The 18959-nt window shown below is 51.5% G+C and carries 17 protein-coding genes and 1 pseudogene; 7 read left to right on the top strand and 11 right to left on the bottom strand.

All coding sequences use genetic code 11. From position 1 onward, the window contains the following. Positions 1–105 precede the first annotated feature (105 nt). The gene (gene rpsT, locus OZX67_RS04685) at positions 106–366 is read left to right on the top strand and encodes a 30S ribosomal protein S20 (protein ID WP_277144664.1); all 261 of its coding nucleotides are present in this window, start codon (positions 106–108) and stop codon (positions 364–366) included. A 113-nt stretch (positions 367–479) separates the two neighbouring features. On the opposite strand, the gene OZX67_RS04680 is transcribed toward rpsT, so the two are convergent. Beyond that, entirely contained in the window at positions 480–1571 is a 1092-nt protein-coding gene (locus tag OZX67_RS04680) for a type II CAAX endopeptidase family protein (RefSeq protein ID WP_277144662.1), read from the bottom strand. 153 nt (positions 1572–1724) lie between these two features. On the opposite strand from OZX67_RS04680, the gene OZX67_RS04675 reads away from it, so the two are divergent. Next, positions 1725–2342 (top strand): DUF2975 domain-containing protein, encoded by a 618-nt coding sequence (locus OZX67_RS04675; protein ID WP_277144660.1) that lies wholly within the window; start codon positions 1725–1727, stop codon positions 2340–2342. A 290-nt stretch (positions 2343–2632) separates the two neighbouring features. Further along, positions 2633–2818 (top strand): helix-turn-helix transcriptional regulator, encoded by a 186-nt coding sequence (locus tag OZX67_RS04670; RefSeq protein ID WP_277144925.1) that lies wholly within the window; start codon positions 2633–2635, stop codon positions 2816–2818. A gap of 159 nt (positions 2819–2977) precedes the next feature. On the opposite strand, the gene OZX67_RS04665 is transcribed toward OZX67_RS04670, so the two are convergent. The 4 genes from OZX67_RS04665 to OZX67_RS04650 all read right to left on the bottom strand — a co-directional run bounded on the left by OZX67_RS04665 (position 2978) and on the right by OZX67_RS04650 (position 8342). Next, entirely contained in the window at positions 2978–4861 is a 1884-nt protein-coding gene (locus tag OZX67_RS04665) for an ABC transporter ATP-binding protein (RefSeq protein WP_277144658.1), read from the bottom strand. A 416-nt stretch (positions 4862–5277) separates the two neighbouring features. Beyond that, on the bottom strand, positions 5278–5988 hold the full coding sequence (locus tag OZX67_RS04660; protein ID WP_277144656.1) for a TRIC cation channel family protein: 711 nt from the start codon (positions 5986–5988) through the stop codon (positions 5278–5280). 265 nt (positions 5989–6253) lie between these two features. Next, positions 6254–7381 (bottom strand): branched-chain amino acid aminotransferase, encoded by a 1128-nt coding sequence (locus OZX67_RS04655; protein ID WP_277144654.1) that lies wholly within the window; start codon positions 7379–7381, stop codon positions 6254–6256. A gap of 277 nt (positions 7382–7658) precedes the next feature. After that, positions 7659–8342 carry a 50S ribosomal protein L25/general stress protein Ctc gene (locus tag OZX67_RS04650; RefSeq protein WP_277144652.1) on the bottom strand — a complete coding sequence of 228 codons (684 nt, stop codon included), beginning with the start codon at positions 8340–8342 and terminating at the stop codon, positions 7659–7661. 278 nt (positions 8343–8620) lie between these two features. Between OZX67_RS04650 and OZX67_RS04645 the strand changes: the two genes are divergently transcribed. Both OZX67_RS04645 and OZX67_RS04640 read left to right on the top strand, forming a co-directional pair. Then, positions 8621–9658 (top strand): alpha/beta hydrolase, encoded by a 1038-nt coding sequence (locus OZX67_RS04645; RefSeq protein ID WP_277144650.1) that lies wholly within the window; start codon positions 8621–8623, stop codon positions 9656–9658. 256 nt (positions 9659–9914) lie between these two features. Continuing rightward, complete coding sequence (locus tag OZX67_RS04640) at positions 9915–11957, top strand: long-chain fatty acid--CoA ligase (protein WP_277144648.1); 2043 nt, start codon at positions 9915–9917, stop codon at positions 11955–11957. Between the two features lie 273 nt (positions 11958–12230). On the opposite strand, the gene OZX67_RS04635 is transcribed toward OZX67_RS04640, so the two are convergent. After that, positions 12231–12929 (bottom strand): hypothetical protein, encoded by a 699-nt coding sequence (locus OZX67_RS04635; protein WP_277144646.1) that lies wholly within the window; start codon positions 12927–12929, stop codon positions 12231–12233. A 407-nt stretch (positions 12930–13336) separates the two neighbouring features. Between OZX67_RS04635 and OZX67_RS04630 the strand changes: the two genes are divergently transcribed. Both OZX67_RS04630 and OZX67_RS04625 read left to right on the top strand, forming a co-directional pair. Next, positions 13337–13531, top strand: a complete 195-nt coding sequence (locus tag OZX67_RS04630) for a hypothetical protein (RefSeq protein WP_277144644.1) — start codon at positions 13337–13339, stop codon at positions 13529–13531. 9 nt (positions 13532–13540) lie between these two features. Beyond that, positions 13541–14146, top strand: a complete 606-nt coding sequence (locus tag OZX67_RS04625; protein ID WP_277144642.1) for a hypothetical protein — start codon at positions 13541–13543, stop codon at positions 14144–14146. Between the two features lie 100 nt (positions 14147–14246). Here OZX67_RS04625 and OZX67_RS04620 read toward each other — a convergent pair. The 5 genes and pseudogenes from OZX67_RS04620 to OZX67_RS04600 form a co-directional block, all read right to left on the bottom strand. Further along, positions 14247–14468: pseudogene (locus tag OZX67_RS04620) on the bottom strand (KH domain-containing protein); the annotation flags it as partial. Between the two features lie 148 nt (positions 14469–14616). Then, positions 14617–15258 carry a hypothetical protein gene (locus OZX67_RS04615; protein WP_277144640.1) on the bottom strand — a complete coding sequence of 214 codons (642 nt, stop codon included), beginning with the start codon at positions 15256–15258 and terminating at the stop codon, positions 14617–14619. Next, positions 15251–16744 carry a xylulokinase gene (xylB, locus tag OZX67_RS04610; protein WP_277144638.1) on the bottom strand — a complete coding sequence of 498 codons (1494 nt, stop codon included), beginning with the start codon at positions 16742–16744 and terminating at the stop codon, positions 15251–15253. The genes OZX67_RS04615 and xylB overlap by 8 nt, the downstream gene beginning before the upstream one ends. A 79-nt stretch (positions 16745–16823) precedes the next feature. Next, positions 16824–17426, bottom strand: coding sequence for an SIS domain-containing protein (locus OZX67_RS04605; protein WP_277144636.1), 603 nt, complete (start codon positions 17424–17426; stop codon positions 16824–16826). Further along, the gene (locus OZX67_RS04600) at positions 17426–18958 is read right to left on the bottom strand and encodes a sugar ABC transporter ATP-binding protein (protein ID WP_277144634.1); all 1533 of its coding nucleotides are present in this window, start codon (positions 18956–18958) and stop codon (positions 17426–17428) included. The genes OZX67_RS04605 and OZX67_RS04600 overlap by 1 nt, the downstream gene beginning before the upstream one ends. Between the last annotated feature and the right edge of the window lies 1 nt (position 18959).

Raw genomic sequence — 18959 nt, 5'->3', positions numbered from 1 at the left:
AATACGACACGTAACCTTATTTCCCAGAATAAACGCAAAATATCGGCATGAAGTGTTATTCTTAACTTTTGTATGTCCTTATAGAAAACGTTGTTTGGAGAAATTGTGGCAAACATTAAGTCGCAGAAGAAGCGCGTGCTGACCAATGAAAAGGCGCACAAGCGCAACGTGTCCGTGAAGTCCAGCCTGAAGACTGCGATTCGCAAGACCCGTGAAGCCATCGAGTCCGGAGACAAGGCAGCAGCTCAGGCCGCTTACCAGATTGCCGGCCAGAAGCTCGACAAGGCCGCCAGCGCGGGCGTGGTTCACAAGAACCAGGCCGCCAACCGCAAGTCGAATCTCGCAGTCGCCATCAACAAGATGTGAGATAAGCACCGAAGGTTCAAACTTTTAAACGCTTGGCACTGGAAATCCCCGTGAATCGTATTTTTATGATTCACGGGGATTTCAGTATCCAAGCCAGGTCGAAGCAAACCGTGTCAAATCAGGTTGACCACTGCCGGAATCGCGAACAGAACAAGCGTGGCGACGAAAAGCGGCGATCTCCAACCCAAGTATGCATGCGGCGCCGTGCGGTGAGCCTCACGCCATTCAACAATATGCTGGCGTTGCGAAATGGCGAGTACGACCAGAACCACCACTGAAAACACCGCCATGATGATATCCAATATATTCTGCTGGCTGCCAGACAACATATCGGTCAGTTTGCCAAGTCCCGTTGAGAAAACGAGATTGTTGACAATATGGAATACCGCCGACCAGACCACTGAATATTCGCTGGCGACATAGCCCAACAAAAGTCCTCCCAGAAATGCCGAAAACCCTTGTGGAATGTCACCGTGGAAGAATCCGAACAACGTCGCCGAAGTGACGATGGCAAACCAACGACCGTAATGCTCGAGGTTATCCATGACGATTCCGCGAAAGAGTATTTCCTCCACAATCGGGCCAGTGACACCGACAAACAACAGTCCGCCCAAAGAACCATTCGTAATGCTGTCGATGGCGGTCAGCGTCGTCGAAGGCTGAAGTCCCATAGCTTTGACGCCCGAGAGAATGCCGTCGCCTACTACTTCGCCAACCTCGCTTATTGCAAAAAACAGCACAAAACACAGCAGAAAACCGAATACCGTCATCGGCTTTCTGGACTGGAATCTCACGGCGCACGAAAGCTTGCGGTGATGGGCGCCCGTGACGATCATGAGCCGTTTCGTCCAGAGCATAACCACGATGACTGCCAATATCTCGCTGAAGAGCATGACCCATCCTGATTTTCCGAGTTTGTCCAGCGTGTTCAAGGAAAACCCAAAGAAACACAGTCCAATAACCAATTGAAAGAGACTGGTAAACACTTCAAAGAACCAAAGGATGCCAGCCTGATGGCCAACATCCTGCCTCATTTTCTGGGCCACGCTCAACGTTTCTTCGGGTTGCCGGGCTTCCGGAGAGATATTTTCAGCGTGAGAATCGACTTCCTGATTGCTTGCAGCAGTGTCAGGCTCCGTCACAGCAGTGTCAGGCTCTGGCATCGCAGTATCAGTCTGATCCGGTGTCGCGTTTGGGTTTTGCATATTGTTCCCTCCTTGGATTCATAAGTGATGAAAAGCATCATAATACTAAATTAACGAAATTCATAATTTTTTTAATGATTATCGTTAATTTCTTATTGATTAGTGATATGCTTTTAGTATCAGAAAATTTTAACTTGGCAAAGGAGGAGTTCCATGTACAAAACCACCAAGGTCGACGCTTTCATCATGTGGGCCGCGAAAATACTTGAATGGTTCAACATCGCGGCATCGGTGGTTCTGCTGGCCGGTGCGATTTATCTGGGGGCCGGGCAACCCTATCCAGATGCCATCAAAGACAAAAAACTGCCGAACATCTACGGTTTTTCTATCGATACGACCTTCCAAAAGGCGTCAGAGCATGAGGGAGTGATCGTATGGTATGCCATCGAGGGAATTGCTATTCTGCTCATCATCGCCTTTGCGGCCAAAAACCTCAGTGCGGCGTTCAAAACCATCCACCAGCCTGAAATTGGGGAAGAACCTTCCCCCTTCCAGGATTCCATCATCAAAAATGTGCATACCATCGGTTGGTGCTTCATTGCAGCGCCTTTGGTCGCAGGAATCATGCCATTCTGCTTGGGCTTCATGAGCGGTTTTACGCAAGCTATGGCTGAAGAGGAAGGAATAGCGACACCGACTTCATTTTACGATACCCTCGATGGCTCCAGTATCGGTCTGTCGTGGCTTATCATCGGGATTTTCATGCTGTGCATCACACGAATCCTCAGATACGGCGAGCAATTGCAACGCGAACATGACGAGCTGATATAAGGAAGCGAATCATGATGTTCAAACAACACTCTGACCGCTCGATACCTCGCGATGCCACGTCATCCCCGAACGATGAAAACCAATCCACGAATACCACAAAAGAGGCGGGCCGAAATGATACCGGTACTTTCCTATCAGGAAACCGGAGCTCTTCATCACTGACGTATGAGGAAAAGGTACGGCTCGCCCAACAACAGCACACCACGACCGACGCCGTCACTCCACCCGTTCCGACAGCCGACACACACCACCAGCCAAAAGGCACCATCGTGCTGGAGCTCGACAAGGTGATGGTCGACCGGCACATGTCGCTCAAGGAGCTCGCGGACGAGGTGGGCATCTCCAACGTCAACCTCTCGAAAATCAAGAACAACCGCGTGGCAGCCATCCGTTTTACGACACTGGCCGGCATCTGCGAGGCGCTGGAATGTCAGCCCGGCGACATCCTCAAGTACGAACCAAAACAGCCGGCATGATAAACGCTCGTCCACACGACGAAAAGCACGTTTTCGGGCCGTTTTTCGTGACTTTCGTCGTATTACAGGAATTCGAATACCTAGAATTCCAACGATATGCGATGACAGAATCTGCGGACAATCAATGGTTGCAATGAGAAGTACATACACTGGCGAATCTTATTCTCCTTCGATATTCTCCGGACGCAGCATCGATGCGGGATCCTCATGCCGCTGACTGACCACTTGGGCCTCATATAAACCGCGGTAATACGGGCAATCGGACAATAATGTCCCGTGATCGCCCTCTCCGACTATATCGCCGTCACGCAGGACGACTATATGACTGGCGTGAGTGATGGTGGTGAAACGATGGGCGATGAGGATGGTGGTACGCCGCGACCCTTCCTCCGTACTATCCGCCCGATCCAGTGAGTCAAAAAAGTGCTTCTCGGAAAGGGCATCCACGGATGCGGTCGGCTCATCCATAATAAGCAATGACGGCCGCCTGAACAAAGCGCGGGCGAGGGCAACGCGCTGCCATTGCCCGATGGAAAGTTGGTAACCGCCCTCGAAGTGCCTCCCCAATACAGTATCCAGGCCCTCGGGCAGTGACTGCTCCAGACCCTTCATCCCTACCAGATCAAGCGCATGTTCAATGGCATCATCATCGTTGATTCCATCCAGATCGCCAAATCCCACATTCTCACGTAAGGGCCGCTCATATCGTATATAATCCTGGAAAATCGCAGAACACCTCTCGTACAACGACGCGCGGGAATACTCACTGATATCCCTGCCGTTAATGAGAATCGACCCGGAAGTGGGCTCGTAGACACGTAAAATCAGTTTCGCGATAGTTGATTTACCTGCACCATTGAGTCCAACAAGAGCCGAACATTGACCGGCGGGAAGATCAAAAGAGACACCATGAAGAATTTCCTTGCCATCGGTGGAACCAGGATAGGCAAATCTTACGTTTCGGAAAGAAACGGTCACCGGCGTTCCATCCTCGAGTTTCTCGCCGCCAGAGCGGATCACAGCCGGCTCAGTGTCCATGAGATGAACCCAATTGCCGGCGTAAAGCAGACTCTGATAAATGCTGGAGGCCGAAACCAAAATAAGTAATACCGATTGCCCGAATGACCCTGTCGCACTGATATAACCGGCCAGCTGCCCGACATCACCTGTATGCATAGCCTGAATCGCACCCACGGCGACCGCCCCGATATTGGCCAGAGTCGTAAGAATCCCCAAGCCAAGCGCAATCCACAGATAGATACGTGACATAGCGAGATCCTGTTTGAGAAAACCACCGATAAGCGTCTTATAACGCCCTGACAACAAACCACCCAGACCAAACAGATGGACTTCCTTGGCTGCATTATCCGATGTCAGAATCGAACGATAATAGTCCGACAAGCGTTGTTCCCCTGCCCGCTGGTAATCGATATTGTACTGTTTGGAACTGGCCATCAATGTGCCGATGGTACCTGGAATAGGCGCCAGCAGAAGGAAAAAGGCCACCCATTTGTTCCATGAAACCAGTAAAGAGAATACGGATACAATAGTGAGGAACGACTGTAGAAAATCACGTGCACTATCAAATATAGTGAAGATATGTCCGCCCGTATCTCCTCCGGCCCGCTGTATACGATCGAAGGTCTCCGCATCCTCGAACTGCTGCGTTTCGAGCGTAGTGAGCTTATCGACGATACTGCAATTAGCGCAGTATGATAGTTTTTCTCGAATTGAGTCGGATAGATATTTAATGATGTTCTCGGCAACGAACATTCCCAGTAGGACCACAGCGAAAAGTACCGTTGAATCGACAACCTTCGGCAGCAAACCTGTACCCACGGAATTCACGATCTGTGTTGTGGCCAAAATCTGTAGGGGCGACAGCAGGGACCGCACCACAGTAAGAACGAGAAGGACAATGACGGATATCGGTGCCACTGCCATCAATAGCCGTGATGACTTCCGCAATGTCGTCAGAGACGAGATGCGAGAACGACCCTTTGCCGAAGGCTTATCATTCCTCGTATTATCATCAATCGACATGCTGCTCCTCTTCGAGTCGGTTCAATAGATGCGATATGGCCAATTCTACGAATCAGCCAATAACCATCTTTTTCGAATTGTCCACCTGACCCATATATGCGATTGACGTGCAACAGTCACGTGCTTGAGCTGAAGGTTTGGTGTCAGGTATATCGATTTTCCCAACCTGCTCGGACAACAAATGCCTGTAATAAGCTATGCCTGATTTTACCCGTTGCAAATAGTGATCATTACTCTGATCATTCTTGCTACCGGTACTCAATAATATATATGCGGAAAGCCATTCACGATTCACCCGTTCAAGTATGAAGTCGAAGGAGAACAGCAATAAATAATTAATCGGCTGAATGGCGGATGGAGGCATAAAAACAGAAACAATCAACCGATTAATCAGTCAACAATGACCAAAACGAATCTCACTTGCTGCTGTCGACCTCTTCATCGTCTTTTGCAGGCAACGGCAGATAGGTGTGATGCCGTCTGATGGCACCAGGCACTTTCCAATCGAAACGTACCGAAAGCACACGTAAAATGACCACAAAGGCAACGATGGCGATATCGAACGTCACTTCAAGACTGAATGGAATGTGCCCGCCTTGATAGGCACGGGTGACGAATACCGTGAGCACGCTGCCGATCAACGCCGGGACCGCATACCAATGGCTGTCGCGGATGACCGACGGCACATCGTTGATCAGGATGTCTCGAATGAGGCCTCCCCCGATGGCCGTAATCAGTCCCATGAAAACGGCCGTCATACCGGACGTATGGTAAATCAACGCCTTTTGCGTGCCGTTGACCGCGTAGAGACCAAGCGCCAGCGCGTCAAGAGCGACCATAATCCATTTGAGTCGGTCGACTTCCGGGTAAATGATGGCGACCGTGACACTGGCAATCAGGCAAGTGACGACAAGCCCTTTGTCAGAGACACCGACCGGCGGAAATATACCCAGCAATACGTCACGGATAATGCCGCCTCCAAGACCCGTGAGCCAGACCGTCATGAGGATGGCGATGAAATCGTATTTTTTCTTTACGGCGCAGAGCCCGCCCAACAAGCCGCAGCAGAAGGTCGCGATATATTCGATGGCCCAGAAAAAGACGTTACTTTCCAGCGCCAATTGCATACCGCACATCCTTCATATATTCGTATGGATAGTTGAAACAATATACCAAGCAACGCACAAACTATCGTCAAAAACATATTCTATTTCGTAATACAGAAATTATACGAGACAATTCTTGTTTAACGCGATTAACAAATCGATTAACAAATTAAAACCGCTCAACTTTTGCAGAATATAAATAAACGGCCTGCGACATCTCCCAAAACTTTAGGAAATGCTACAGGCCGTCTGAAAACTAAACGTCAGTTAAGCGAAAAGCTTTCGTTCAGCAGACCTTCCACATCCAGTCATGAGGATCGGCGATCTCACCCATCTGGATGCCAAGCAGTTCGTCGCGAAGCTTCAGCGTCAAGTCGCCGGACTTGCCGCCGTTGACCGGAACGTCGAACTTCTCGGACTTGAAGCGACCGATAGGCGTGATGATTGCAGCGGTGCCGCAGGCGAAGACCTCGGTGACCTCGCCGGACTTGATGTCCTCGAGCAGGTCGTCGAGCTTGATCATGGTCTCGACCACATCGTGGCCCTTGTCCTGTGCAAGCTGGATGAGCGAGCGACGGGTGACGCCAGGCAGAATGTTGCCGGTCAGCGACGGGGTCTCCAAGTGGCCGTCCTTGTGGACGGTGAACATGTTCATGCCGCCGAGTTCCTCAAGGTAGGTCTTGGTGGCCGCGTCGACGAAGCAGACCTGCTCGCAGCCGTGGTCGGCGCCGCGGTACTCGCCCAGAAGCGAAGCGGCATAGTTGCCGCCGCACTTGGCGAAGCCGGTGCCGCCGGGGCCGGTACGGAACCACTTGTCCTCCACCCAGATGCTCACCGGCTTGACGCCGCCCGGGAAGTACGGGCCGGAAGGCGAGGCAATGACGCAATAGTCGACGGTCTGAGGTGCACGCACACCGAGGAACGCCTCGGAGGCGAACATGAACGGACGCATGTAAAGCGTGTATTCGCGACGGGTCGGGACCCAGTTGACATCGCGCTTGACCAGAGCGGCGACGGAACCCAGGAAATCATCCTTGGAAAGTTCAGGCAGATACAGACGCTTGGCGGAATTGGCGAAACGCTCGGCGTTCGCGTCCGGACGGAACAGCCAGGTGCTACCGTCGGCGTGACGATAGGCCTTGAGACCCTCGAAGCACTCCTGTGCATAATGCAGGACGGAGGCACCGGGGCTCATGGCAAGCGGGCCATAAGGCTCGACTCGGCGATCGCCCCAGCCGCTGTCCTTATGCCAGACCATGTGGGTCATATTGTCGCTGAAGAGCTGGCCGAATGCCGGCTTGTCAATCAGCTTTGCGCGCTCGGCGTCGGAAGCTGGATTCGGGTTGTCGAGAACCTTGAACGGTTCCGTAAGTTTCGACAACGCCGCTGGATCATGATGGGATTGCTCAGTCATATATGCACTTCTTCTTTACTTCAGTCGCCGTAGCGGCCAGAATTGTGGTTTGCCTTGCGCTTGTGGCGCCGGGTTATGTTGCTACTCTCGCACATAGACGGTTATATATGGTGAAATCGTTCACATTATGAAAAAATTTCGGTGTGAGGGTTCACAATGCAATGCTCGATATCGAAAAAATCCGTACCAGCCGCAAAATACGGCCAGTACGGATTTGAACAATCAACGTCACCTTATCGGAGACGCCAATACGTCAGATGCGTCGATCGAAGTGAACTCACTTCTTGTCGGCATCGGCATCCGCATCATCGGAGGCTGCGGCATCAGCATCGCCTTCGGCGGCTGCGCCTTCCTCACCTTCGACACCGGCGGCGGCAGCAGCGGCATCCTCAGCGGAGACCGCAGTGGTGGCGGTGGCGTCCTCAGGAATCTCGACGGAGACGACGGACTCTTCAGGATCGGTGTTGACGAACTCGACGCCCTTCGGCAGGTCGAGATCCTTGGCGAAGACCTTCTCACCATCCTGCAGGCCATCGACGTTGACATCGATACGCTCGGGCAGCTGGTCGACGCTGGCGCGCACGCGGAGCTGCTGGATATCGACGAACGCGACAGCCGCGCCCTTCGGGGTGCCAACGGCGAAGACCGGGACCTCGACCTCGATCTTCTCGCCGGCCTTGACCTCGTAGAAGTCGATATGCTCGACGATACGCTTGACGGGATTACGCTGGACGTCCTTGACGACGGCCATCTTGGACTTGTCGCCGCACTTGATGGTAAACAGCGCGTTCGTACGACGCAGGGCCAGCGTGGTCTCACGCATGGGAAGCTTGACGAAAACGGGATCGTTGCCGCCGGCATAGATGGTGGCCGGAATCTGCTTGGCCACGCGCATGCGGCGGGCAGCGCCCTTGCCGAACTCGTTGCGGATTTCGCCCTCGATGGAAATGGTGTTTGCCATAGTCTAATCTCCTTGAGATTGTTGATATTATGCACTGCGTTGTCTCGGTGCACCGACGCGCCGAAATTGCAGTCTCAAAGAGACCCAAAAGATTCAGCCCAGTCGATAACGGGAATCGCTTCCCCTCGCCAAAGCGCGACAGATATAAAACCTGCCGAAACAACGTTTTTATTATACCGTTGAAGCAGACATCCGCTGAATGCAATGAAAAATAAATTTGTGAACCTATCCTTTTATAATCTGTATCATCACCATGCCGAGAAAGATTGGAGCCCGTTATGGTTCAGCGAAGTAAAGCCAGAACGTTGGCCGTCGGTCTTTTTTGCGGTGGCTTGGCAGTAGCAGGAAGTCTTTATGCCGCCGCCGATTATCTGTTCCGTTTTGTGCTCGAGCCCGGATCAAAACGTTCGCTGTTCAAAAGCAACCGTCCGAACACCACTCTTGCCGCCCGCCAGCCCCATCACGACGCCAAGGAAGAGGCCGAGGCCGCACGCTGGTTCGACAACGCCAAGCGCCCGGTGGCATTGAAGGCATCCGACGGCACGCAACTGCACGGCTGGATGCTCGACCCGGACTGTGCCAATCCTCCACACCATCTCTACGCCATCTGCTGTCACGGATTCTCAGGAGAACCCAAGGAAATGGCGAAATACGCACATCGTTTCGCAGGCCTCGGCTTTACTGTGCTTACGCCTGCCAACCGTTGCCACGAACTGAGCAACGGCAAATATATCGGCATGGGCGCGTTGGAACACCGCGACCTCTTGCAATGGATCGAAACCATCGTGGCCAATGACCCGAAAGCGCAGATCCTGCTGGACGGCAATTCCATGGGAGCGGCGACGGTGATGCTCACCGCAGGCGACCCGAATCTGCCGAAAAATGTCAAAGCCGCCATAGCCGATTGTGGCTATACCAGCCTTGAAGACCAGTTTTTGTATAGCGCCAGACATTTGTACCATGCCCCGGCATTCCTGGCCCACCCGGCGATTGACATCATGAGTTCCATCGCGCGACGCCGTGCCGGTTATGATTTCAATGAGGCTTCGTGCGTCGAAGCGCTACGTCATACAACGATTCCCATGCTTTTCATCCACGGCTCCGCCGACGACTTCGTCAATCCAGCAAGTCTCGACCGCAATTTCCGCGCCTGTGCCAGTCCGATAAAGCAGAAACTGATGATTCCCGGAGCCGCACACGCGATGTCCGCCTCCACAGACCCCAAACGCTATTGGAAAACCGTAACGGCGTTCGTGAGTGAAATATTTCATCTGACCAGGCCAAAAGGTGTATCAGGATATATCGTTTTTAACTGATAGCACAATCACGAATTGGCCTATTCGCAAAATCAGAAAGGAACAGTATTCATCGATTTATAGTGCGATTCCGCAACATGGCTATCTACGGCTTGCTGTTTTCGGGACGTAATTTGCAGACATAACGATGGCTCTTGTTCCCTGCGACACTTGACCTCCCTTACGCTACCGTAAGGTGACGAAACGTGGCAAACCCTATAGAATTGGCTTTATTGCTTGAATACAACACCGCTACAGAAGGTCGAGGAGTGTACACGTGTCAGTCATCAACTCACTGAAAAAGGAAACGCTGAAGCTGAGTCAGAAGGCCTTCCATCTGGGAAGTGGTTTTGAGCACCCTGTCAATAACGAAGACCCGGAAACCCCGGATTTCAACGACGACCGCCATCTCGCCACCGTCAAGCCAGTTGATTATTCGACATTGCCGCACAGCCACGAATGGGGCCCCGGCTACCCCACCAAACTCTTCGTCGACGACAAGACCGGTCTTTTGACCGTCACCACTCCCGGCAACCCACCTATTGATGATGACATGTCAATCTACGACCTTTATGTCGAGCGCGCGGAACGCATGGGTGACGATCCGCTCTATACCTTCAAGGTCGACAACCAGTGGGTCACCAAAACCGCGAACGAATTCCTCGCCGACGTTCGTAGCGTGGCGAAAGGTTTGATGCATTACGGGTTGGACAAGGGCGACGGCGTCTCCTTCATGTCCCACACCTCCTACGAATGGGACGTTGTGGACGCCGCCGTCATGGCAGTGGGCGGCGTGCTCGCAACCATTTACGACACCGATTCCGCCGAACAGATTCGCAATATCGTCAACAACTCCGATTCCCGCCTGCTCATCGTCGAGACCAACGACATGCGCGAGAAGGCCGACGGTGCCGTCGAGGACTGCCCGACCCTTGAGAAGATTTATACACTCGAAGCCGGTGCACTCGAAGAACTGCGCGACTACGGCAAGTCAGTGACCGATGAAACGTTGGACGCGCGCATTGATTCCATCAAAAAGACCGACCTTTGCTCCATCGTCTACACCTCCGGGTCAACGGCAGCTCCAAAGGGTGTCGAGATGACACATGAGCACTACTGCACCACGGCTTTGAACCTGCGCGACTACATGCCCGGTCTGCTCCATCAAAAAGACAAGTCCGTCCTGCTCTTCCTGCCTCAGGCACACACCTTCGCCCGCGCCGTCAACTACATCGTGGTCGCCAGCGACCTGCGTATCTATATCGCCGGCGGCATCAAGACGCTGATCAGCGATCTGCAGGTCGCCAAACCCGTCGTCACCATCCTCGTGCCCCGCGTGTGGGAGAAGGTCTACAACGCCGCCTCACAGAAAGCCGGAAACGGCGCCAAGGGCGTGGCATTCGCCGCAGCCGTGGTCGCCGCCCAGGAATACGAAAAGGAAATGAGCGAGAACGGCAAGGCCAGCCTAGCCACCCGTGCCCGCCGTGCCGCCTTCGATCCGATTGTTTACAAGTCCCTGCGCGAGGTGCTCGGCGGACGGGCCGAATGGTTCGTCGCCGGTGGAGCGCCCCTCGATCCGGAGCTGCTCGCTTTCTTCCGCGGTGCCGATATTCCGGCTTATGAAGGCTACGGTCTGACCGAAACCACCGCGCCCTGCGCGTTCAACCCGAAGGGAACACCGTTCCACGAAGGCTCCGTTGGCGTGCCCTACCCCGGCTTCTCGATCCGTCTTGCCGAAGATGGCGAGATTCAGGTCAAAGGCACCTGCGTTTTCCACCGCTACCACAAGAACGACGAGGCCACCGAGCTCGCCTTCACTCCAGACGGCTGGTACGCCACCGGCGATCTCGGCCGCATCAGCGACGACGGATTCCTTTATATCACCGGTCGCAAGAAGGATCTCATCATCACCGCCGGCGGCAAAAACGTCGCCCCAGGCCCGATCGAAGAAATCATCCAGCGCTGTCCGTTCGTCTCGCAGGCTTTGGTGCTCGGCGACAAGCGTCCGTTCATCTCCGCGCTTATCACTTTGGACGAGCCCTCGCTGCGCCAGTGGCTTGACGCCGCCGGCCTCGACCAAGACATGCCTATAGAAGATGCCTGTAAGAACGCCGTGGTCCGTGCCGAGGTGCAGAAGTGGGTCGACAAGGCCAACGAAGGCGTCTCTAGGGCGGAGTCCGTGCGCAAGTTCATCTTGCTTCCCGAGGAATTCAGCCAGGAAAACGGCATGCTGACCGCGTCGATGAAGGTGAAGCGTCCAGTGGTCATCAGACACTATGCCAACCTGCTCAACACGCAGATGTACACGAAGAAGAAGTAGTTTCCTGCTTTCTTGTTTCAGCGCTGCTTTCTTTGGCGCTGGTAAAGCACAGATACGTTATCGTAATATGCGCTTTACCAGCGCCAAACTGTTATGTAACCAATCGATAGCCCGCTTTCCCACTTTAATGTCGGGAAACGGCATCTAAACACTCGTAAAAGTCCGTTTACCAACAACAAAATGTAGATTTTTAGATACAGATGAGACTTAGTGCCGGGAAACAGCACCTAGTACGTTCTCACAGTCCGTTGACCAGCACAAAAATACGTAGTATCAATTCTTGCGATGCCAGTTGAACTTGTTGATACCATGCTTCTTGTTGTAGCGGTCTATCATTTCACGCTGACTTGCTTCGGGGCCGAAGTTCTCATCGGTATATTTCTTCAGCTCGGCTTCGCGGTAGAGTTCACTGTCTTTTTCGCTCATACCAGGTTCCGGCTTTGCCATATTCGACCACACACCCATGAAAGCGTCAAAAAGCGTTGCGACGATGACGATGGCATACCAATAGCCTTGATGATTGACCAGATAAGCGGTAACCAACAAAACAACACAATATATCAGGATATTGGCTATTACCTTACCCCAATTATGAGAAGCCCAAGTACGTTCACGTTTGCTGACCGCTGTCTGGACGGCAGCTTCTGGAATAGCAGCGATAAGACCACCGACGATGGTGACTTCCAGCATGTCGGAAACAGGCGCATCAAGACGCAACAACAGACATAACAGCCATGTCAATACGACAGCCATCACCATTTCAATCATATTGATGATAGCCACGCCGGTCAGCTGATCTTTAAACGGGATATAGTCCCAAGTGCTTCTGTCATTGGAATCGTAGGCAGGCTTATTTTCTGCACTTTCATTGTTGAAATCGGAACCATAAGTCTGATATTCCTGATTCACATCGTCACTTGCAGGGACTTCCTCATCCCCTGTGGAATCAACCTTCTCCTCCTCTTGTGCCATGTCGTAAGCCTTCCCCTAGCGATGACATTCAACAGCCCTGTCTATTCACAATCGAATAGCTCAAACACTACCATAAAAAAACTTTGCTCAACAGACATTCCCACACTTGTTGAGTTCGATTACCGCGACTGTTCGTTTTTGACACCGCCTTTGGCAAGTTATGTTGAATGTATGCCTTTCCCTCGTTAACGGTCTGGAAGTGAAACCCGGATGTCCTCAAGTTCTATTGGGCCCGGCTTCCGCGCTTTTCAACCTACCAGCAAATCTTGGAGAATCATAAAACCTTGAAATCTTGAAATCTTGAAAATCTTGATATCAAGGTTTTCGGTTTGCTTGCGATTGATGTTATATTGGACGTTACAGGTTGAAATACATATTTTGCAGGAACATGGAAGGGAGGCAATGATATGAGTTATTTATCCGAGGGAGGGCATCTGGTCATTGACGACAGCAATATCGATGCCTTCATCGCCATGGACCAGTCCGACGAGAAATTCCCCATCGGAGACGATTTCCATTCGCATCTGGTTACAAATTTTGACGACTGGGTGGAGAAAATGCGCAAGATGGGTTGGAAACCGGATGGCGAGAATAAGAAGTGAGGCGTGACAATGATTCAATACGAATTGCTTCCATTTTCAGACTTAATTGAAGCAGATGGCCAAGTAAAACAAGGCTGGAAATATCAACTTGTATACGAAGCTCTGCAACGATTCGAATGCAAGAAATCCTCGTCGGTGCAGACCTTTATTTCGCAAAAGGTACAGGCAATTGAAGAATCGAATGAGGGCCGTACCTATCTGTTGACATGCACTGGAGAAAACGGAACCGTCGAAGTAGCGGGATTCTTCGAGTTGTGCCTGACCAGCATCGATTTCGGCAAGATGTCTGGCAAGAAGCAGAAACAGTTCAAGGGACCGTACACGCATTTGCGCGACAACCATGCCGGCGGCTACTGCATCGGCGAACTAGGAAGATCAGACAAATACAGCAACAACGAATTGCCAGGCAAAGTCATTCTCAAAGAAGCACGCTCGTTGATCGGCCGTTCGCAGAACGTGGTCGGCGGACGCTACGCCTTGATTGACGCCAGGCGTGAAGTCTTCGAGAATCTCTATCGTCCGGCAGGCTTCAAGGAAGTCGCCACCACCAACGTCCCTACCGAAGGTAACATGGACATCGTCGTCGGCGTTGCCAAGGTATCAGCCTGGGAATAGGCAGATACCTTAAATTATAAAAATTGAGATATCAAAATCCTCGTCAACTTCTCATAGAGCTGACGAGGATTCAGTGTTAATCACAAACTTCAAAGCAAATTCAGAACCCTAATCGTTCCAGCTGCTTGGGGTCGGACTGCCAGCCTTTGGCGACCTTGACGTGGAGGTCGAGTTTGGACTTTTGGCCGACGATGCGGTTGACCGCCGTGCGCAGGCGCTTCTTGACCTGCACCAGATGTTCGGCACGGTGACCGATGATGATGGGCTTTGGGGAGTCGCGTTCGACGTAGATGGAGACCATGACGTGCGCCTTTCCGTCCTCGGTTTAAGAGTGACAAGTTTTGAACATCTATTTTCTAACCGAGAACCCCAATTGCTAAAAGTACCTGCTATTTATTCTCTCAACTAACGTATAGGAGACACATTTATAAGATGAAACATTGATAATTGAAAAACGTGGACAGTCTTGTTTATTTATTTTCAAGATTTAAATATTCTTTCCACAAATTGCGGCCTGCCACAGCATTATGAATCCCGGCGCTAGAGATATCATGTAACGAAGAAAGCAACACCCCTCCGTCAACCGTCATCGGTTTATGGATTTCCTTCAATCTTGGCAATATGTCAAAATCAGCAATCGTATTAGGTGTTCCAGGACTGCTCAACATCTGCAACATACCATCTGACTGTGTAATAAATTCAGAAATCTGTTCTGGATAGTCAGATGGATTGGCTCCAATCCACATCTCGATGTTATTGCGATTCAAAAGTTGCTTCATACTTATCAAATTCCCGATATTGAGGGTTTCACTATGTTGCACAATGATTCGTCGAGGATGGAATGGGACCAGCTTTCTGACCCATTGCAACATATCAGAAACCATGAGGTGCACCTCAAGTCTGTCTGCAAACACCTTTAATTCTTTGAGAACCCCCGGGTCGACACCAACAGACAGAGGATAACTTTCATCAATAAAATCAATATGAATCCATGCTCCAGAATCGTATAAATCCTTGGCATAGGAAATTCGCTTTTTGCTCGGCGCAGCAAGTATGCTTCCTGATATGGTAAGTGGGGCTTGAGATATGATGCGAGACAGCACTTCACTCATTCCGATCTAATCCTCTCCATTTCGAAGCAATACGATATCTTTCGATTACTTCATCAGAATGACTCACAGCCACTGAACGAGGCGAAGCCAGAACCGTCCTTTTCGGCTTCCATTGATTACGCACTTCCGTAACCTTTTCCTCGCGGAGCACTGCCGCTGCCTGTATAGCAGCTCCTCGGGCCACAGCCTGCTCAACGTCAGTTCCACAAATATCCTGTCCCATGAAATCCGCAAGCGCCTGCAAAAAAGCAGGCGAATGCATGGCTCCGCCCGTTGCAATTATTGTGCCGTCAAGTTGGGCACCTGCATCAATCATGGCACGCCTACCAGAATCCATTCCCATTGCAATGCCTTCGACAAGAGACAACGCCAGAGACTCCCGAGTGGTATCGCTGGTCAGTCCACTGATAGAAGCCGTTGCCAGTGGAAGATTGGGAGTACGTTCCCCATTTAGATAAGCGACAAAAATCGGACGCTCGGCATTGGTAGGTGCATTTGAAGCAAGGACGTTAAGCTCTTCTAAGCCAACTCCTAGCCATGAAGCTACAATACTGAACACCTGCGCACAATTGAGTACACATGTCAGCGGCAACCATCCTCCCGCAGCATCCGCAACACCATTTACCAAACCTGTATCATCGTAAATAGGCTTCTGAGAAACAGTAAAGGTTACACCCGAAGTACCCAATGAGAGTGCCAAATCACCGGGCAGGATACCCAATCCCAACGAAGAAACCTCTTGATCTCCACCACCGGGCCCAATTTTGATACCCGAACGTAGCCCAAGCTCTTTGGCAGGTTGATCCAACAAGACTCCCGCAGACTCTTCTGGCCCTAGCACTTCAGGAAGGTTTATATCTTCAAGTTGAGGCCCGTCCCCATCCACCGCCATATTGAAGACTTCGGGAAGATAACGGCTATTGAAAGAATCATAATAGCCAGTATTTGAGGCATCGGAACGATCTGTGGTGTAACGTCCTGTCAACCTGAACGTCAGATAGTCGTGTGGCAACATGACGGTCTTGACACGTTTCCAGATTTCAGGTTCTTCTCGAGCCATATACGCGACTTTTGAGGCCGTAAAAGCCGCCGTCGGCAACGAACCGACAAGATGGATCCATTCTTCTTTTCCGATAGAACGAATAAGATCGTCATTCTGTGGCGAAGTCGTGGTATCGTTCCACAACTTCACCTTCCTGATAACCGTATCGTTCTCATCCAACATCACCAATCCGTGACATTGAGCCGAAATCGAAATCGCGAATACATCATTTGCACAATATCCTTCTTGCAATCCGTCAATTGCCTGGTGGGTTGCCTTGACGAGCGCATCCCACCAATCAGAAGCATATTGTTCGCTTTTCGGAGGTTTGGTCGAAGGATGAGGCGATTTTCCATGGCCCACAAGTTTGCCATCAAAGGCATCACGCAATTCAACCTTGCATGATTGTGTGGAGGAATCGACCCCCATGACCAGTGTTGCCATATTATCCTCCTTTCGTTGTTCCACCGACTCATCTTCGATGGAACAACGAAACTCTCCAATTAACCTTCTCTGACATGAATCAGACAGAACGCGATAACTTACCGACCAAACCAGCCGGATGCCGGGAAGCGATGTCCTTGGCGTTTTCACCACGTCTCAGATGAATAGCCAAGGCCAAGGCATCACCCCAAGCGGCTTGCGCCAACGAGGTTCCCATACCGATATAACCCTCAGGGTCAGCATCCGTATGGGGCAATGCCTGGACCATAGTCGCCATATTGGCCAACGGTGATTCAGGTGATTGCGTTACAGCGACGACTTTGGCACCGGCGTCAAGCGACAGTTTCACAAAATCATTCACTTCATCGGTCACACCGCCTTTGCTCACCGCAATAATCACGTCACCGCTTTTTACCGCCCCGACAGACCCATGAAGAGCCAAATCGGAGTTGAGATAAAAAGCAGGCGCACCACACAGCGCAAGAACATGAGCCATTCGAGAAGCGATCGCACCGGAATTACCTACAGCAGTGGTAAGCACGGTCTGAGCGGAAGAGACCATATCCACCACCTTCTCAAAGCTGTCATCAAAGACACCTTCAAGATCGGCGACGGCCTTCGACTCTCCTCGAATGAGATTCTTGATTTCTGCTATATCGTTATCGTGATTATTTTCAGCCATCACGCGCCTTCCTTGTCTTCGGTCCAAGCGAGTTTCCTCAATGACGACTCTGAAACCGAACCAACTGGAAGAGGACCTGCAAGGACCTTACCCTCACCCAGAACGATGACTTCATCAGAAACATCGAGGATTTCCTCTTCCTCGGAAGAAACCATGACAACAGTCATGCCTTTCTCATGGGCCAAGGAACGCAAAATGGTATGAATCTCCTCCTTGGCGCCGATATCGACGCCTTTGCTCGGTTCATCAAGCAAGAGGATGTTAGGCCGTTGAGCCAAGGTTCTGGCCAACAGTACCTTTTGCTGATTGCCACCGGAAAGCGACTCAACAGGATTTTCGGGACTTCCCTTGAGCCCAAGCTCATCGAGAATGCTCCCTGTATCCTTTTTCATTTTGTCCTTGTTGAGGAAGCCGCTTTTTTCGTATCGCTTCAAGACGGGAAGACCAACATTCTGATAGCTGTTCATCAGTGGAACAATGCCGTCTTTTTTCCGTTCTTCCGTCAGGAATGCGACGCCACGCTTCATGGCATCTTTGGGAACCTTGGGAGCGTAGTTATCACCGTTTACGGTAATCTTCCCCGCCTCCGCCGGTGCCACACCTGCTATGGCTCTGAGGGTCTCACTCTTGCCGGCCCCTCCGAGGCCATAGATTCCGAGGATCCTTCCCGATTTTGCCTTGAAACTGATATCGCGAAGCACTCCTCCCCTGATGTGATCGACTTCCAGAGTGACTTTCCCGGAATCTTTAGCAGTGGTGCTTTCCCTGCTTTGGGTCCCTTTGGAATTGGAATAATCCGCGCCGGCGATTGCGGTGACAACAGCATCACGATCAACCGTGGCAGTAGAGGCATCGATGACCACACGACCATTCATCAAAGCCACAATCCTGTCGGCAACCTGATAGAGCTCATCAAGCTTGTGATTGACGATGAGGATACCGATATTCTGCTTTTTCGCCAGTTGCTTCAGATAATCCATCAACGCAGTCACCTGATCGCCTTCAAGCGAAGTCGTCGGCTCATCAAGCAGCAAGTACTTGGTGTTCTTGCTGCAGGCGATGGCGATCTCCAACAATTGTCGGGTAGCCACCGAGTACGAACCGACCAGATGCTCCACGTCGACATCAAGCCCGAAGCCCTGGATGATCTTCTTCGCCTGATCACTCATGGCTTTCTTGCGCAGCATACCAGCCCGACTACGCTGCTCCCTGCCAAGCCACATGTTTTGAGCGACAGTCAGATTCGGCATCAGCGACAACTCTTGATAGACGGTGGAAATTCCGTTTTCAATCGCTTCCGAAGGACTGGCAAACGAAATTTCCTTACCATCAAGTTTGAGTGTGCCACCACTTTGCTTATGGGCACCGGAAAGGACTCTTAGGAATGTGGATTTCCCGGCACCGTTGTGCCCGACGAGACCGATGATCTCACCAGGGTGCAGTGTCAGAGACACGCCTCGGAGGACCGGGACACCCACGAAATCCTTTTCGATTCCAATTGCTTGATAGCATTGAGTTTCTTTGGAATCCATG

The sequence above is a fragment of the Bifidobacterium sp. ESL0728 genome, assembly GCF_029392015.1.
Classification (GTDB): Bacteria; Actinomycetota; Actinomycetes; order Actinomycetales; family Bifidobacteriaceae; genus Bifidobacterium.
The sequence above is the reverse complement of the archived record's forward strand: the minus strand, read 5'-3'. Positions and strand labels throughout refer to the sequence as shown.

Bases quoted from the DNA above. Each gene is read 5' to 3' on its own strand.
- OZX67_RS04670 (WP_277144925.1), top strand. From the start codon at position 2,633: ATGGTCGACCGGCACATGTCGCTCAAGGAGCTCGCGGACGAGGTGGGC.
- OZX67_RS04615 (WP_277144640.1), bottom strand. From the start codon at position 15,258: ATGAGTGAAGTGCTGTCTCGCATCATATCTCAAGCCCCACTTACCATA.
- OZX67_RS04625 (WP_277144642.1), top strand. From the start codon at position 13,541: ATGATTCAATACGAATTGCTTCCATTTTCAGACTTAATTGAAGCAGAT.
- OZX67_RS04680 (WP_277144662.1), bottom strand. From the start codon at position 1,571: ATGCAAAACCCAAACGCGACACCGGATCAGACTGATACTGCGATGCCA.
- xylB (WP_277144638.1), bottom strand. From the start codon at position 16,744: ATGGCAACACTGGTCATGGGGGTCGATTCCTCCACACAATCATGCAAG.
- OZX67_RS04600 (WP_277144634.1), bottom strand. From the start codon at position 18,958: ATGGATTCCAAAGAAACTCAATGCTATCAAGCAATTGGAATCGAAAAG.
- OZX67_RS04660 (WP_277144656.1), bottom strand. From the start codon at position 5,988: ATGCAATTGGCGCTGGAAAGTAACGTCTTTTTCTGGGCCATCGAATAT.
- OZX67_RS04655 (WP_277144654.1), bottom strand. From the start codon at position 7,381: ATGACTGAGCAATCCCATCATGATCCAGCGGCGTTGTCGAAACTTACG.
- OZX67_RS04665 (WP_277144658.1), bottom strand. From the start codon at position 4,861: ATGTCGATTGATGATAATACGAGGAATGATAAGCCTTCGGCAAAGGGT.
- OZX67_RS04605 (WP_277144636.1), bottom strand. From the start codon at position 17,426: ATGGCTGAAAATAATCACGATAACGATATAGCAGAAATCAAGAATCTC.
- OZX67_RS04635 (WP_277144646.1), bottom strand. From the start codon at position 12,929: ATGGCACAAGAGGAGGAGAAGGTTGATTCCACAGGGGATGAGGAAGTC.
- OZX67_RS04650 (WP_277144652.1), bottom strand. From the start codon at position 8,342: ATGGCAAACACCATTTCCATCGAGGGCGAAATCCGCAACGAGTTCGGC.
- OZX67_RS04630 (WP_277144644.1), top strand. From the start codon at position 13,337: ATGAGTTATTTATCCGAGGGAGGGCATCTGGTCATTGACGACAGCAAT.
- OZX67_RS04675 (WP_277144660.1), top strand. From the start codon at position 1,725: ATGTACAAAACCACCAAGGTCGACGCTTTCATCATGTGGGCCGCGAAA.
- OZX67_RS04645 (WP_277144650.1), top strand. From the start codon at position 8,621: ATGGTTCAGCGAAGTAAAGCCAGAACGTTGGCCGTCGGTCTTTTTTGC.